This window comes from Cupriavidus sp. FW216-B1, from assembly GCF_058789195.1.
In genome coordinates, this window is record NZ_JBYTEL010000002.1 from 68,016 (window position 1) to 82,448 (window position 14,433).

A 14,433-nucleotide genomic window follows, 5' to 3' on the forward strand; every position below is an offset into this window, starting at 1 on the left:
GTCACTTTCGCCGGCATACGCATGCCGCCCCGGGCGGCATGCGATCCGGCGCGCCTACTTCCGCTGCATGTCCACGACGGTCGGCCTGCCGTCGACCTTGTCGAAGACGACCGCGACCGCATCGCCCTCCTTGAAGTCTTTCAGCGCGGCGCGGTCCCTGGCCGGGAATGCCATCGTCATGGCGGGCATGCCGAGGTTCTCGATGGGGCCGTGCTTGAGCGTGACCTTGCCTGACTGCAGATCGATCTTCCTGATTTCCGCCGCCACCGGGCGCGGCGCCTGCCGCGGCCCGGCAGCCGCCGCGGCGGGGGAAGAAGGGGAAGATGGCTTCATGGCCATGCCATCCATCGATGCCGCGGCGAACGCGGCGGGCGCGGTGGCGAGCGCAACAACGAGCGCAACGAGCGGGACAATCCTGACGTGCTTCATGACGTTTCCTCTTGAGGTGAAGGGTGGGTGGGGCGTGGCGCGGACGATAGGGACGATGCGGACGATGTGGGCGCAGCCGCTGCCTGGCGCCTGCGGATCAGCAGGTACAAGGCCGGCACGACGAACAGGGAGAGCAGCGGGGCGGTGACCATGCCGCCGACCATCGGCGCGGCGATGCGCTGCATGACTTCCGATCCGGTGCCGTGCGACCACATGATCGGAATCAGGCCGGCGAGGATGACCGCGACGGTCATCGCCTTGGGGCGGACCCGCAGCACGGCGCCTTCCTGGATGGCATCGAGCAGCGCGGGCAGGCTTGCCTCGCCCTGGTCCATGCGCCCGGCCCAGGCCTGCTTCAGGTAGAGCAGCATGATGACGCCGAACTCGGCCGCGACGCCGGCCAGCGCGATGAAGCCGACGACCCCGGCCACCGACAGGTTGTAGCCCAGCAGGTAGAGCAGCCAGAAGCCGCCGATGAGCGCCAGCGGCAGCGTGCCCATGATGAGCAGGGCCTCGTCCAGCCGGCCGAACACCAGGTAGAGCAGCACGAAGATGATGAGCAGCGTGAAGGGCACCACCACCTTCAGCTTCGCGGTGGCGCGCTCCAGGTACTCGAACTGTCCCGACCAGCTGACGGAATAGCCCGCCGGCATCGGCACCGCCTTGGCCACCGCCGTCTGCATGTCGCGCACGGCCGAGCGCAGGTCGCGCCCGCGGATGTCCACGTACACCCAGCCGGACAGGCGGGCATTCTCGCTGCGCAGCATGGGCGGCCCCTGCACGACCTGGATGCGCGCCACGTCGGACAGCGTGATCTGCTGGCCCCGGTCGGTGACGATGGGCAGGCCGCGCAACTGTTCCACCGAGTCGCGGTAGTCCCGCGGGTAGCGCACGCTGATGGGAAAGCGCGCCAGCCCATCGACCACTTCGCCCACGTTGTCGCCGCCGACCCCCGACGACACGATGCTCTGCACATCCTCGATGTTGAGCCCGTAGCGCGCGGCGGCCACGCGGTCGATATCCACGTCGACGTAGCGGCCGCCGGCGAGCCGTTCGGCCAGCGCGGAAGTGACGCCCGGCACCGTCTTGACGGCCGCTTCGATCCGCGAGGCGAGCCGGTCGATTTCCTTCAGGTCGGTGCCCGCCACCTTGATGCCGACCGGACTCTTGATGCCCGTGGCGAGCATGTCGATCCGGTTGCGGATCGGCGGCACCCAGATGTTGGACAGGCCCGGCACTTTGACGATGCGGTCGAGTTCCTCCACGATCTTGTCGATGGTCATGCCGGGGCGCCACTGGTCGCGGGGCCGGAACCGGATGGTGGTCTCGAACATCTCGATCGGCGCCGGGTCGGTCGCCGTATCGGCGCGCCCGGCCTTGCCGAACACGGTGGCCACTTCCGGCACGGTCTTGATGAGCCGGTCGGTCTGTTGCAGCAGCTGCGCCGCCTTGCCGGCGGACAGCCCGGGCAGGGCCGAGGGCATGTACAGCAGGTCGCCTTCGTCGAGCGGCGGCATGAATTCGCCGCCGATGCGCATGACCGGCCAGGCGGTGGCGGCCAGCAGCAGCGCGGCGATCGCCACGGTGGTCCAGGGACGGGCCAGCACCCTCGCCAGCACGGGCCGGTACGCGCGGATCAGCCACCGGCTCAGCGGGTTGGCTTGTTCCGACGGAATCCTGCCGCGGATCAGGTAGCCCATCAGGACCGGCACCAGCGTCACGGACAGCCCCGCCGCCGCGGCCATTGCGTAGGTCTTGGTGAAGGCCAGCGGCGAGAACAGCCGGCCCTCCTGCGCCTCCAGCGTGAAGACCGGAATGAACGACAGCGTGATGATGAGCAGCGAGAAGAACAGTGCCGGCCCCACCTCGGCGGCCGACTCGCCGATCACGTTCCAGCGTTCCTGCCCGGCCAGGCTGCCCCCGGGATGCTTCGCGTGCCAGTGCTCCAGATGCTTGTGCGCGTTCTCGATCATGACGACGGCGGCATCGATCATGGCGCCCACCGCGATGGCGATGCCGCCCAGGGACATGATGTTGGCGTTGACCCCCTGGTAGCGCATCACCAGGAATGCGGCCAGCACGCCCAGCGGCAGCGACACGATGGCCACCAGCGCGGAGCGCAGGTGGAACAGGAAGGCCAGGCAGACGATGGCGACGACGATGAACTCCTCGATCAGCTTGTGCGTCAGGTTCTCCACCGCGCGGTTGATGAGGGCCGAGCGGTCGTAGGTGGGCACGATTTCGACGCCCGCCGGCAGGCTCTTTTGCAGTGTGGCGAGCTTCGCCTTTACCGCCTCGATGGTTTCCAGCGCGTTCTTGCCCGAGCGCATCACGATCACGCCGCCGGCCACCTCGCCCTGGCCGTCCAGTTCGGCGATGCCGCGCCGCATCTCGGGGCCGAGCTGGACGGTGGCGACATCTCCCAGCCGCACCGGGATGCCGGCGGCGCTCGTCGCAAGCGGTATCTGCCGGAAATCGTCGAGCGTCTTCAGGTAGCCGGTGGCCCGCACCATGTATTCCGCCTCGCCCAGTTCCAGCACCGAGCCCCCGCTCTCCTGGTTGGCGCCCTTGAGCGCCGCCAGCACCCTGGACAGCGGCAGGTTGTAGGCGCGCAGGCGGTCTGGCATCGGCACGACCTGGAACTGCCTGACCATCCCGCCGAGGGAGGCGACCTCGGCGACATTCGGCAGCGATTTCAGCTCGAAGCGCAGGAACCAGTCCTGCAGCGCGCGCAGCTGGCCCAGGTCGTGCCTGCCGGTCTTGTCCACCAGCGCGTACTCGTAGATCCAGCCGACGCCGGTGGCGTCCGGGCCCAGCGCCGGCCTGGCCGCGGCCGGCAGGCGCGCCTGCACCTGGTTCAGGTATTCCAGCACGCGGGACCGCGCCCAGTACAGGTCGGTGCCGTCCTCGAACAGCACGTAGACGAAGGAGTCGCCGAAGAACGAGTAGCCGCGCACGGTCTTGGCGCCCGGCACCGACAGCATGGTGGTGGTCAGCGCGTAGGTGACCTGGTTCTCCACGATCTGCGGCGCCTGCCCGGGAAACGGTGTGCGGATGATGACCTGCACGTCCGACAGGTCCGGCAAGGCGTCGAGCGGCGTGCTGCGCACCGCCCACAGCCCCCATGCGCTCAGCATGGCCGTCGCCAGCAGGACCAGGAAGCGGTTGCGGATGGATGCCAGGATGAGGCGGGCGATCATGGCTTGGCTCCCCGCGCGGCGGCGGCCGGCTCGACCGACGACAGGACCGCTTCGCCGTCGTCATTCAGGTGGAAGCGGAAGCGCACGCGATCGCCCGGCTTGAGCCCCTTGGGCAGGCCGGCGGGCGGCGCGGCAAAATCCATCGTCATGGCGCCCCACTGCGCCGATGGAATGGCGCCGTGCGAGATGGTCAGGCTGTCGCCGCCGTTCACGGCCTCGATGCGTCCCGCTCCCTCGTGCTCGGCCGCCGGCGCGGCCGGGGCAGTGGCCGGAGTTGGGGCCGGGGCCGCGCTCATGCGCCCGGTGGTGCCGCGCAGGCTGGCCTCCGAATCGATGAGGAACTGCCCGGACGTGACGATTTTCTGGCCGGCTTTGAGACCGTCCAGCACCTCCACCATGCCCGCGGACTCGCGTCCGGTCCTGATGTCGGCAGCCACGAAACCGCCGCTGCCGGCATCCACCATGACGATGGCGCGCTGGCCGGTGCGGATGACGGATTCGGCGGGGATCAGCAGCGCGTCCTGGTCCTGGCCGCCGTCGAAGCGGACGTTCGCGAACATGCCCGGCAGCAGGCGCCGGCCCTTGTTGGGCAGGATGATGCGGACCTTGATGGTCCGTGTTGCCTGATCGACGTCGGGCAGCATGGCATCGACCTTGCCGGCGAGCGGCCCGGCCTCCCCGGCGGCGTGCACCTGGACGGCCTGCCCCGCGGCAATGCTGCGCGCTTGCGCTTCCGGCACCTCGGCGATCACCCAGACTTGGCCAAGGTCGGCCAGGCGGAACAGCGTCATGCCGGGCGCAACGGTCATGCCGTCGCGGACGGCGACCTCGGTCACGAGGCCATCGACCGGACTGGCGATGCCGAGGTCGGGCTGGACCTTGCCGGACGCTTCGACGGCGGCGATCTGGCTCGCCGTCATGCCAGCCTGGCGCATGCGCGCCCTGGCCGCGCCGCGCAGGTCGGGCTGGCCGGCCGCCGCCGCGCGGGACACCGCGAGAAACTCTTCCTGGGCGGCCACCCAGTCCGGCGAGTACAGCGTGACCAGCGCCTGGCCACGCCGGACGGGATCGAATGCCGCGCGCACCGCGACATGCTGGACAAAGGCGGCCGTGCGCGCCTGGACCACCTGGATGCTGCGCTCGTCGACGGCGATGTTGCCGGGCGCCTCGAGCACCGCGCCCAGGCGGCGGGCCCTGACCTCGGCCGTGCGGATGCCCAGGTTCTGGGCGACCCGGCCATCCACCGTCACGCCGCCGCCACCGCCGCCGTCACCGCCGCCATTTCCGTCGGCGTAGACGGGGACCAGCGGCATGTCCATGAAGGGCGACTTGCCCGGCTTGTCGAAACGCTGGCCCGGCACCATCGGATCGTGCCAGTACAGGACCTGCTTGCCGGTCTTCGGGTCGGTGCCGCCCGCCGCGCCGGCCGGGGCGGACGCCTGCGCCAGTTGCGCGCCCCGCGTGACGCCGAGGCGATAGGCGCCATAGACCGCGGTGCCGGCGAGAACCAGGCAGGCCGCTGCTGCAATACGCTTGCTGTTCATTTGACGTCCTTCGTGGCGGGTTCGGTTTGCGCGGTGGGCAGGGGAACGAGGAAGGCCAGGTCGGCCCACAGCTTCGCCGTCCTGGCTTCGAGCGCCAGCCGCTCCAGCGTCGCGTCGATGGCGCGGTGGTTCGCCTCGGCCACCGCCAGCAGCGTTCCGGTGCCGGCCCGGTAGGCGGTCAGGGCCGCGTCCGCCTGGGCTTGCGCCAGCGGCAGCAGGCTCTCGTCGTAGCGCTCGAGCCGGCCGAGATTGCGCTGCAACTCGGCGAGCCTGGCGCCGACCAGCGCCTGGAGATTGCGCCGGACGACTTCCGACCTGGCGCGCGCGTCCGTCGCCTGCGCCAGCCGGGCGGCGATTTCGCGGTCCTGGCGGTTGCCCTGGTCCCACGGCATCGGGAAGCTGACGTTGAGCGAGGCCATGTTGGAAAAGGCGGAGCCGCGCTGGCTGTAGGTCAGCTCGACGGTGATGTCGGGCTTGCTGGCTTGCGTGGCGGTCCGGATCTCGGTCTCCGCCAGGGCAATGTCGCGCCGGGCGGCCTCCACCTCCGGCACGGCGTCGAACTCGCCTTGCGCGAGCTGCCGCACCGGCTGCGGCACGTCCAGGCGCGGCCGCCCGGCGAGCGGCCGGCTGGCCTGCGGCCCGATCCAGCGCTCCAGGGCCTGCGTGCTGGTGGCCACGGCAGCCTGGTTTTCGTCCAGCCGGTCCTGCAGTTTCTGGATCTCCAGCTCCGCCGTCAGCACGTCCGCGCGCGTGCCGCGTCCGCTGCGATAGGCCGCGGCGGCGGCCTCGCGCGCCAGTCCGAGCGGATGGCCGTGATGGCCGAGCAGCACGCCGGTCTGCTCGGCGTACCAGCGGTCCAGCCACGCGGACACCGCATTGCGCTGCACGTTGGCCAGGCTGACCGCGCGCTGCGCCTCGGCGGAGGACGCCTCCGCCTCGAAGCGCGCGGCCCTGGCGCGGCGCTTGTCCGCGCGCGTGAATTCCTGCGCCACGCCGATGGACCGCTGGGTCATGAAGTCCCGGCTCAGCGAGAATTTGTCGGGGCCGCTGACGGGAACGTTGTCGAGCCCGAGCTTGAGCACCGGGTCGGGCAGCTGGCCGGCGGCGACCGCCATCTGAATGGCCGCCTCGACGGCGCCGCGCGAGGATTCGGCATCGCCGGCGCGCGCGGTGGCGAGCGCGACGGTTTCCGCCAGGGACAGCGGGGGAGGGGATTGCGGAGCCGCGGCATGCGACACCGCCATGAACGCGGACGCGCAGAGCAGCGCCAGCGTCTGACGACGAGGAAAAAGCATATAGCCTCCGGAAGCGACGACAGCTACCCCTGCAAAGGGGATAGCAACGAATCGGCGTCGTTCAGGAGGCTAGGTCTGGGAGCTGCAGTGGAGAATGTTGAGCGCGGGCGGCGGGGCGCGCGCCGCCGCGTCGGCATGAAGCACGACGCGGGAGTCCGCCACCATCACGGGTGTCGGCACGATGACGTTGAGCAGAACCGGCAGGAAGACCGGAAGCTGGGGCGACACGTGGTCGGCGGATTTGGAATCGGCCTGGCAGTGCGCCAGACAGAGCGCGCTCTGATCGCCTGCCTGCTCGCCGTCCGCGCTGGCGGACATCCGGGCCATCTGGTCCATCCCGGCCATCTCGGCGCAGGATTCCGTCAGGGCCGCCTCGGCGTTGCCGCCCGTCACCTGATAGCGGCTGCCGGCACAGGCGTAAGCCGCCGCTGCCAGTTGGACTGTCAGGAAGACGACGAGCAGGAAGCCGGCGAAGAGTGGATGCCGGCGGGCCGAGGAATGCAAAAGGCGCTTTTCAGGTGAATGGCAATCGCAAGAATACTGCTTTCCGCCTGAAATGCAATCGAGCGGCTTGGCCTGGGTCAAAAGGCCGCGGCTTCGCCGGCCATCGATCGCGGATGGGCATGGACGATGCCGGCGGGCGTGGCGCTTTACCGCATATTCACCGCACATTCACCACATAGCGCGTGCCCAGACCGGACATCGCGGAACTTGATAGCTCCGAAGGGGTATTGAGCAGGGCGGGAGCCCGCTGCTACAGTCGCCCGCGCATACCCTTCGCGCCCGGGCCGCATCCGCAGTCCGAACCAGACCCTGGCACGCCGGCGGCGTGCGCTTGCCAACAAATAAAACGGGTCAGGTCACATGTTCCACGGTCTTCATGCCGGCGCGCGGTCTCGCGCGGCCGGTCTGCTCTCGCTTGTCTTCGCCGCGGGTTTGCTGTCCGCCTGCGGCAGCGACGATGCGCCATCTTCTCCCCCCGCCGCGCAGGCGCCCGCCAGCCGCCTCATCGTCGACACCGGCACGGCCGCGCCCGCGCAGGGCGGCACGCTGACCCTGAAGGCCACGCTGCTCGGCGCCGACGGGCTCGAGGTCAAGGGCGCCAGGTTCGCGTGGTCGTCTTCCAGCGAAGCGGTCGCGGTGGTGGTCTCGGCCTCCGATCAGGCGCCGGCGGCGGCCAGCATGATGCAGCCGGTCGGCGCCTATGCGTCGGTGCGCATGCTGGCGCCGGGCGAGGTCGACATCGTCGCCACGGCGACGCTGCCCGACGGCAGCCAGGCCACCAGCACCACGCACCTCACGGTGCAGCCGCCTGCGGCGAAGTCCTACACGCTGACGCTGTCGCCGGCGTTGCTGACCGTGACGGCGGGCGGCGCCGCGCAGCCGGTGGCTGTCGCCGTGCGGCGCTCCGATGGCGTCGACGGCGCGGCGGACCTGGCCAACTGGTCGTGGACCAGCGACGACGCGACCTTCGTCGTGACGGCGGCCGCGGACGGGCATGCCGCCCAGGTGGCCAGCCCCGCATCGGCCGTCGCCGCCGGCGCGGCCACGCTGACGGCTTGCGCGGACGCGCCGGCCGGCGCCCGGCTGTGCGCGAATGCGGCGCTGGCGCGCGCCGCCGCGCCGCCGCCGCCGACCTATACCCTGGGTGGCACGCTTGCCGGGCTGGCCGCGGGCAAGAGCCTGCAACTGGCCGACAGCAATGGCGATACGCTGGTCGTCAATGCCAACGGTTCGTTCTCGCTGCCGACGCCGCGGACGGCGGCATCGGCCTACGCCGTGACCGTGTCCGGCCAGCCGGCCGGCCAGACCTGCACGGTATCGAACGGGTCCGGCACGATGGCGGGCGCCAACGTGACCAGCATCGCGATCGCCTGCGTGCAGGCCCAGTTCGTGGTGGTCGCCAACCGCGATGACAGCACGCTGTCGGTCTACCGGACCGAGCCGGCGAGCGGGGCGCTCACGGCGGTGCCCGGCAGTCCCTTTGCCGCGGCCGGGCAGGTCCGCGACATCGCGTTCCTGCCTTCCGGGCTGGTCGGATACACCATCGCCACCGATACCGCGTCCGTCGTCGGCTTTCGGCTGGACCCGGCGAGCGGCGCCCTTTCCGTCATCCCGGGCGCGACGGCAACGGTGCCCTTCGGTGCGCCGGGGACGATTGCCGTCCATCCGAGCGGGAAGTGGGTTCATGTCGGCGGGCCGGGCGTGGTGAGCAGTTTCGCGATCGACGCCGCGACGTTCGTCCCTTCGATGATCAGTGCCATCCCGGCACCGACTTCCCCAGGCGCGACGACCGGATTCGCGATCTCCCAGGATGGCATATCCCTGTACGCAATCAATGCCGTGCAGGACAGCGTGTGGCAGATCGGCGTCAATGCGGGCACCGGCTCGCTTGAAAGTCTTTCGATAGCGGCACCGGCCGGCTCGCAGCCCAATGGCGCCGTGCTGTCCGGCAACGGCGCATTTCTGTACATGCCCTACACCTTGAGCAACCTGGTCGGCGTCGCGAGCATTTCGTCAGGCACGGGCGCGCCGCTGTTCACGAGCATTTTTACGACGGAGGCATCGCCAACCGACATTGCGCTCACGCCTTCGGGGGAATTCACTTACGTCCTCGGCAGCGCCAGCAACAGCATCGCGGCCTATCGCCTCGACGGCGTGACCGGCCTGCCTGTCGCGGCCCTGGGGACCACGCCGGTCGGCAGCAACGGGCAGCGGCTGCGCATCGATCCGAACGGACGATTTCTCTATACGCCGGCATTCAACGGCGCCGTCTATGGTTTCCGGATCGATGCGGTCACCGGCGCGCTGACCGCGGTGCCGGGCAGCCCGTTTGCGGCCGGCAACGGCAACACCGCCATCGCCATCGTGCAACCCTTGCCATAAGCGCGGCAGGCGCGGCCTCAGCCGTGCCGTCCGCGCGAGGGCGGGAACACGAGGCGGCCGTCCGCGCCGGACTCGTCGCGCAGGGCGCCGATGGCGCCCGTGGCCAGTGCCAGCGTGGCCGCCGCGGACAAGGCGCCGCTGTAGCTGTCGACGGCGGCATTGCGGGCCAGCAGCAACTGGTTCTGCGCCAGCGTGGCGTCGGTGATCGTGCCCACGCCCTTGCGGTAGGCGGCGAAAGCCGCGTCGTAGGTGGTCTGCGCGGCCGCGGCCAGCGCGCTGGCCGCTTCGTGCGCGGCGAGGCTGGTCTCCAGCGCGTTCTGGCTCATGACGATCTGCCGGACCGCGTCTTCCTTCGCGCGTGTCAGCCTGGTCGAGGCGTTCTCGGCGTTGTTGCGCGCCTGCGCCAGCACGGCGGAGCGCAGCCCGCCGTCGTAGAGCGGGATGGTGATGCCGAGGAAGACGCTGCCGCCGTAGCGGCTGCCGTTGAGGTTCACGGTCGGCGCCTGCTGGCCGACCGCGGGCAGGGCGCTGATCGCGGTCCCGCCGGACGCGTAGGAGGTGACGGCGGAGACGAAGACCTTGGGCAGGAACTCCGCCTCGGCCGCGCGGACCTTGGCCTGGTTGGCCTTTTCCGCGGCGTAGGCGCCGAGGATGTCGGGCCGGCTGGCGATGGCGGTGTCGACGATCTCCTCGACCGAGCGGCGCAGCGCGGGCGACAGCGGCCGCACCGGCAGCTCGGCGATCCGCGGCCTGGCCAGCGGCGAGATGCCGATGGCCGAGACCAGGCCCAGGTAGGCGTTGCTTTGCGCACCCTGCGCCTGCACCAGGGCCAGCCTGGCCTGGGCGCGGTTCTGGGTGGCCTGGGCCACTTCGACCACGGTGCCGATGCCCTGCTGGCGGCGCGCCTGCGCGGCCGCGAGGACGGCATCCGCGTTATCCTGCGCCTGCTGCGCCGTGCCGGCGCGCGAGCGGGCGGCCTGGTACAGGTAGAAGGCCACGCTGACGTCGTGGATCACCTGCTGGTGGACCGCGGAGAAGGCGATGTTCGCCGCCACCGAGGTCTGCTCCACCGCTTCGACCAGGCTGGCGCGCTCGCCGAAATCGAACAGCAGCCATTGCAGCGACAGCGCCGAGATCGTGCCGTGCGCCGAGGCGTCGGCCGAGGCCTGCCCGAGCAGCGTCGAGGTGGAGCCGTGGCCGCTCTGGTAGCCGCCCATCGCGGTGGCGGAAATCTGCGGGAGATAGGCGCTCCTGGCAATGCCGGTCGCCAGCGCCGCGTTGCGCGCGTCGTTCCAGGCGATGCGGGTGAGCGGGTTGGCGGATTCCGCCATGTCGATCAGCTCGGCGAGCGTGTAGGCGTGCGCGGCATCGAGGTCCGGCGGCAGCGGCAGCGCCGCCAGCGCGCTGTTGGCGGGCAGGACATAGACGGGCGGCGCGGCGGCCTGCCGCGGCGGGGCCGGCACGATTTCCCCGCTGGCGGTGGTTTCCGGTTGCCACGGGCGGTCCGGCCGCGCGGGCGCCAGCTCCAGGGACGAGGTGGCGCAGCCGGCCGCGAGCGCGGCGGCCAGCATGGAAAGGGCCGCCCGCGGGCTAGGTGGGTGCATGGCGTGGGGATTCCTTGGCGGCGCCGCGCGGCGCGGCGCGGCCGCTTTCGGCCAGCCGCCTGTCGATGAGCGTGAGCAGGGCCGCGCGCGCGTCGGGCGCATCGGGTGCGTCGGGCGCCGCGGTGGCGTCACCGGCCGCGGCGCCGCTCGCGCGGCGCAGCCGGCGCGCGATCTCCGGATCGCCCGGCGACGTCTCCGCCAGCACGAACAGCGGGCCGGCCATCGCGCCGAACCTGTCGAGGACCTGGTGCCGCTGCTCGAGCCACGCCGGCGCCGGGCCGATCGACGCGGGCTCGTAGCGGGCCAGGGAAAGGTCTTCGTGGATGGTGCCTTGCAGCGCCAGCGCGGCCGCGGCCTGCCGGCGCCGCGTGTCGGCGTGCCGGGTCGCGGCCAGCTGTTCCCACAGCGCGGCGAGGTCCGCCAGCGCGGCGTCGATGCGGCCGGCGATGCTGATCGGCCAGACCCGCGTGAAGACGAGGTAGACCACGAGGTTGCCCAGCATCACGCCGATGATGCGGTCGCGCGCGATGGTCAGGTCGAAGCCCGGCGCGGCGCCCTGCAGCACGCACAGGAAGAACGCGAAGGCGACCTGGAAGCCGGCGTAGGCGATGCGCGGCGAGCCTTGCCCGATCCACGCCGACACCAGCGTGCCGGCGAACACCAGCGCCATCAGCGCGCCGACCGAGGTGAGCGCGGGGACCGCGAACACCAGCGCGGCGGTGCCGAGCAGCGCGCCGGCCGCGCAGCCGGCCAGCCGCAGCGTGAGCTTCTCCACGGTCTCGGCGGCGGTGCCCAGCGATACCAGGTAGCAGGTGATGAAGCAGGTGTGGATGCCGGGCCAGTCGAGCTGCATGTAGAGCAGATAGCAGAACGTGGCGGCGGCCGTGGTCTTCAGTGCGTAGCGGACGTGGTCGGGATTCGAGAAGGCGTCGGGCAGGAAGAAGGCGGACGCATGCGCCTGGTCTGCTGCCTTGTTCGTGGCCTTGCCCGCCGCGTCGCTGTCCGGCGCCGGGGTTTCGGCGTAGCCATTGATGGCCGCCACCAGGTTCGCCGCCGCCGTTTCCGCCGCGGCCGGGAGCCTTTCCGCCGGCGGCGGCGCCAGTGCGATGTCGACCGGATAGCCGCCCTGCCCGAGCAGGCGCGCCATCTCGTCCAGGGTGTCGGCAATCGGCGCCGCGAACGATGCCGGCAGGTGCTCGCACGGCTCGCGGGTGACGGCATCGGTCGCCAGCAGGATCGCGGTGGTGGAGGCCGCGGCGTGGCGCAGCGCGGCCAGGTCGGCGGGCGGCAGCGTGCCTTCCAGCCTGGCCAGCGAGAGCCAGCCGGCCACCGGCTGCACCGCTTCGCGCAGGCAGGCGTCGAGCGCGTCGCGGCTGGCCCGCGGCGCGCGCAGGCTGCCCGCGGCCACGCGCAGGCACTGCGCCAGCCGGCCGCAGGCCAGGCGCCGCGGCGAGCGGCCCAGCACCAGGTTGACCGCCACGTTGACGCCGATGGGAATCGCCACCATCAGCCAGGCGTAGAGCAGGCCGCGCGTGGCCGCCTCGCCGGTGGGCACGATGCCGAGCTCGTCGAGCGCGAAGCCGACGATCATGGCCACGATGGCGCCGATCGGGCGCAGCTTGCTGGCCGAGGTCAGGAACAGCAGGCCGGCCGACAGCAGCACGATGCAGGCCACCCGCAGCCCCGGGCTGTCGACGCTGAAGACCGCGACCAGCATCACCAGCCCGATCACGAAGCTGAGCAGCATCAGCGCGGCGACGCTCATCAGGATGCTGCTGGCGCGGTCGGGCCGGGTGATGAAGAACACCACATAGGCCGAGATCGCGGCCTCGGGCGTGCGGTAGATGCACGTCACCAGCACCACCAGCGTGCAGGTCAGCGCGATGCGCGCGGCCGCCTGCGCGCGTCCCGGCGCGGGCGCGAGCAGCCGGGCGAGGTCGCCCGGGCGCAGCCGCGCGCCGTCAGCGGCAGGCCGCGCCATGCCGGATCTCGACGGTGGCGCTCGCGCCGACCCGGGCGAGCGCCTCGGGCGCTTCTTCCAGGCGGATGCGCACCGGGAAGCGCTGCGCCACGCGCACCCAGTTCACCGAGGCCTGCACGTAGGGCAGCGAGCGCGGCAGGTTGACGCGGTCGGTGTCGACGACGCCGGCGCCGATGCCTGTCACGGTGCCGCGGATGGCGCGGTTGCGGTCGATCATCGAGTAGACCGTGGCGCAATCGCCGGCCTTGATCCCGGCCAGCACGGTTTCGCGGAAGTTGGCCACCGCGAATGTAACGTCGCGCGCGGTCTGGCACGATTTTGCGCACGATTTGGCACCAGCCAAAGTCGCCCTTAACGCCGTTGCCGCTACCGCCGCCTGGTGTAGAGTTTCTCGGCGAGCACCTCGCCTTGCCTAACTGCAGCCACGCGCTCTGTTTGGGAGAGCCTACCGCACGCAAAGTCAACGTTGGACGCATCGGAAGCATCGACCCGAGAGTTGCCGGACAACACTATGACCGTTCTCCACATGCAAGCCTTCATAAAATCAACGTTAAGGCCAAGGCGCCCCATCTGGTAGGCATAGGCCAGATTCCTCTGGGCCTGATAGTCCCGCGCCATAGCCTGCTTTTCCAGGCTTTCGGCGGTTTCGGCCCAGGCGGGCCCGCAGAACAGCAAAACGGCGCCGCAAAGGGCGCCTAGGGAATGGACCTTTATCATGCCGAGCCTCTGATGGATTGTGCTCGCATGATAGTAGTACATCACTTCACGCCGGCCAAGCAATCGCCGCCAAGGCTTCCTCGGTCTCGGCGGCTAGTGCCGCGTCCTTGAGCTGCTTCGCGGTCTTCCTGCAGCCATCCTGGTGCGCCCCGAGGGCCAAGGCGACATCGACCAGCCCGTCGGCATCCAGCTCGACCTCCGAGCCGTCGGCGGCCGTCAACGACGCCGAATACTCGCGGTCCGCCGATTTCGCGATCCCGCCGATTTGACCGGCAGCCAGGATACTCGCAGCCGATACCGGATCGGCGCTGAAGCTATAGGCACCGGCCTGGAAAGGTTTAGTCATCTCGACAGCGACCTGATCATCGATCGCAGCCACCTTTACCCTCTTCGCTGCCGCCAGGTCAAATACCCATGCGTCGCCCGACCACACGTGGTTCGAAGACGGAGGCGGCGCGGCCGTGATACCAGCCGGGAGGTCACCCAGGCCAGACCAGCCGTTGAGCTCCGCGGCGCCGGCCTGCACCGCAGCCCCATCAGCAGTTCGATAGAGCGCAGTCTGCCGCCAGTCTCGCACCAGGGACCAAGAACAAGCATGCTCGACGGTTAAGCTGGCCAGCGCCGCCACGGCGACATATCCGTCGACCAGGTCAGGCGGTGGAGTCACGGTAGAGAAAGCCGGGATCTGCTCGTCGCCGGCAGGCCCGATGTAGACCGGCCCGCTGCCGATCAGCTCGCCGGTCGCAGGGTCGAAGTGATAGATGATCGTGTCCATGC

General features: G+C 70.6%; 10 protein-coding genes and 1 pseudogene. 1 reads left to right on the forward strand and 10 read right to left on the reverse strand.

The genetic code is table 11. The features are described from left to right. Positions 1-54: 54 nt before the first annotated feature. From AC3WXD_RS07200 to AC3WXD_RS07220, 5 genes are all read right to left on the reverse strand, one after another. A complete protein-coding gene (locus AC3WXD_RS07200) occupies positions 55-429 on the reverse strand; it encodes a copper-binding protein (protein WP_020206784.1) in 375 nt (124 codons plus the stop codon). After that, positions 426-3,629 carry an efflux RND transporter permease subunit gene (locus AC3WXD_RS07205; RefSeq protein WP_492323399.1) on the reverse strand — a complete coding sequence of 1,068 codons (3,204 nt, stop codon included), beginning with the start codon at positions 3,627-3,629 and terminating at the stop codon, positions 426-428. The genes AC3WXD_RS07200 and AC3WXD_RS07205 overlap by 4 nt, the downstream gene beginning before the upstream one ends. Next, complete coding sequence (locus AC3WXD_RS07210; RefSeq protein ID WP_492323400.1) at positions 3,626-5,173, reverse strand: efflux RND transporter periplasmic adaptor subunit; 1,548 nt, start codon at positions 5,171-5,173, stop codon at positions 3,626-3,628. The genes AC3WXD_RS07205 and AC3WXD_RS07210 overlap by 4 nt, the downstream gene beginning before the upstream one ends. Further along, positions 5,170-6,468, reverse strand: coding sequence for a TolC family protein (locus tag AC3WXD_RS07215; protein WP_454732040.1), 1,299 nt, complete (start codon positions 6,466-6,468; stop codon positions 5,170-5,172). The genes AC3WXD_RS07210 and AC3WXD_RS07215 overlap by 4 nt, the downstream gene beginning before the upstream one ends. A gap of 69 nt (positions 6,469-6,537) precedes the next feature. Continuing rightward, positions 6,538-6,972, reverse strand: a complete 435-nt coding sequence (locus tag AC3WXD_RS07220; RefSeq protein WP_059411266.1) for a hypothetical protein — start codon at positions 6,970-6,972, stop codon at positions 6,538-6,540. A 360-nt stretch (positions 6,973-7,332) separates the two neighbouring features. Between AC3WXD_RS07220 and AC3WXD_RS07225 the strand changes: the two genes are divergently transcribed. Then, on the forward strand, positions 7,333-9,354 hold the full coding sequence (locus AC3WXD_RS07225) for a lactonase family protein (RefSeq protein WP_492323401.1): 2,022 nt from the start codon (positions 7,333-7,335) through the stop codon (positions 9,352-9,354). 17 nt (positions 9,355-9,371) lie between these two features. On the opposite strand, the gene AC3WXD_RS07230 is transcribed toward AC3WXD_RS07225, so the two are convergent. The 5 genes and pseudogenes from AC3WXD_RS07230 to AC3WXD_RS07250 form a co-directional block, all read right to left on the reverse strand. Then, entirely contained in the window at positions 9,372-10,958 is a 1,587-nt protein-coding gene (locus tag AC3WXD_RS07230) for a TolC family protein (RefSeq protein ID WP_492323402.1), read from the reverse strand. Next, the gene (locus AC3WXD_RS07235) at positions 10,945-12,939 is read right to left on the reverse strand and encodes an FUSC family protein (RefSeq protein ID WP_492323403.1); all 1,995 of its coding nucleotides are present in this window, start codon (positions 12,937-12,939) and stop codon (positions 10,945-10,947) included. Before AC3WXD_RS07235 ends, AC3WXD_RS07230 begins: the two co-directional genes overlap by 14 nt. Further along, positions 12,920-13,228, reverse strand: a pseudogene (locus tag AC3WXD_RS07240) (multidrug transporter subunit MdtN); the annotation flags it as partial. The pseudogene AC3WXD_RS07240 and the gene AC3WXD_RS07235, both read right to left, overlap by 20 nt. Before the next feature lie 77 nt (positions 13,229-13,305). Next, entirely contained in the window at positions 13,306-13,698 is a 393-nt protein-coding gene (locus AC3WXD_RS07245; RefSeq protein WP_492323404.1) for a hypothetical protein, read from the reverse strand. 4 nt (positions 13,699-13,702) lie between these two features. Continuing rightward, positions 13,703-14,431 carry a DUF4376 domain-containing protein gene (locus AC3WXD_RS07250; protein WP_492323405.1) on the reverse strand — a complete coding sequence of 243 codons (729 nt, stop codon included), beginning with the start codon at positions 14,429-14,431 and terminating at the stop codon, positions 13,703-13,705. Positions 14,432-14,433: the final 2 nt, after the last annotated feature.

Coding starts and splice junctions, on each gene's coding strand:
- AC3WXD_RS07200 (WP_020206784.1), bottom strand. CDS start 429: ATGAAGCACGTCAGGATTGTCCCGCTCGTTGCGCTCGTTGTTGCGCTC.
- AC3WXD_RS07205 (WP_492323399.1), bottom strand. CDS start 3,629: ATGATCGCCCGCCTCATCCTGGCATCCATCCGCAACCGCTTCCTGGTC.
- AC3WXD_RS07210 (WP_492323400.1), bottom strand. CDS start 5,173: ATGAACAGCAAGCGTATTGCAGCAGCGGCCTGCCTGGTTCTCGCCGGC.
- AC3WXD_RS07215 (WP_454732040.1), bottom strand. CDS start 6,468: ATGCTTTTTCCTCGTCGTCAGACGCTGGCGCTGCTCTGCGCGTCCGCG.
- AC3WXD_RS07225 (WP_492323401.1), top strand. CDS start 7,333: ATGTTCCACGGTCTTCATGCCGGCGCGCGGTCTCGCGCGGCCGGTCTG.
- AC3WXD_RS07230 (WP_492323402.1), bottom strand. CDS start 10,958: ATGCACCCACCTAGCCCGCGGGCGGCCCTTTCCATGCTGGCCGCCGCG.
- AC3WXD_RS07235 (WP_492323403.1), bottom strand. CDS start 12,939: ATGGCGCGGCCTGCCGCTGACGGCGCGCGGCTGCGCCCGGGCGACCTC.
- AC3WXD_RS07245 (WP_492323404.1), bottom strand. CDS start 13,698: ATGTACTACTATCATGCGAGCACAATCCATCAGAGGCTCGGCATGATA.
- AC3WXD_RS07250 (WP_492323405.1), bottom strand. CDS start 14,431: ATGGACACGATCATCTATCACTTCGACCCTGCGACCGGCGAGCTGATC.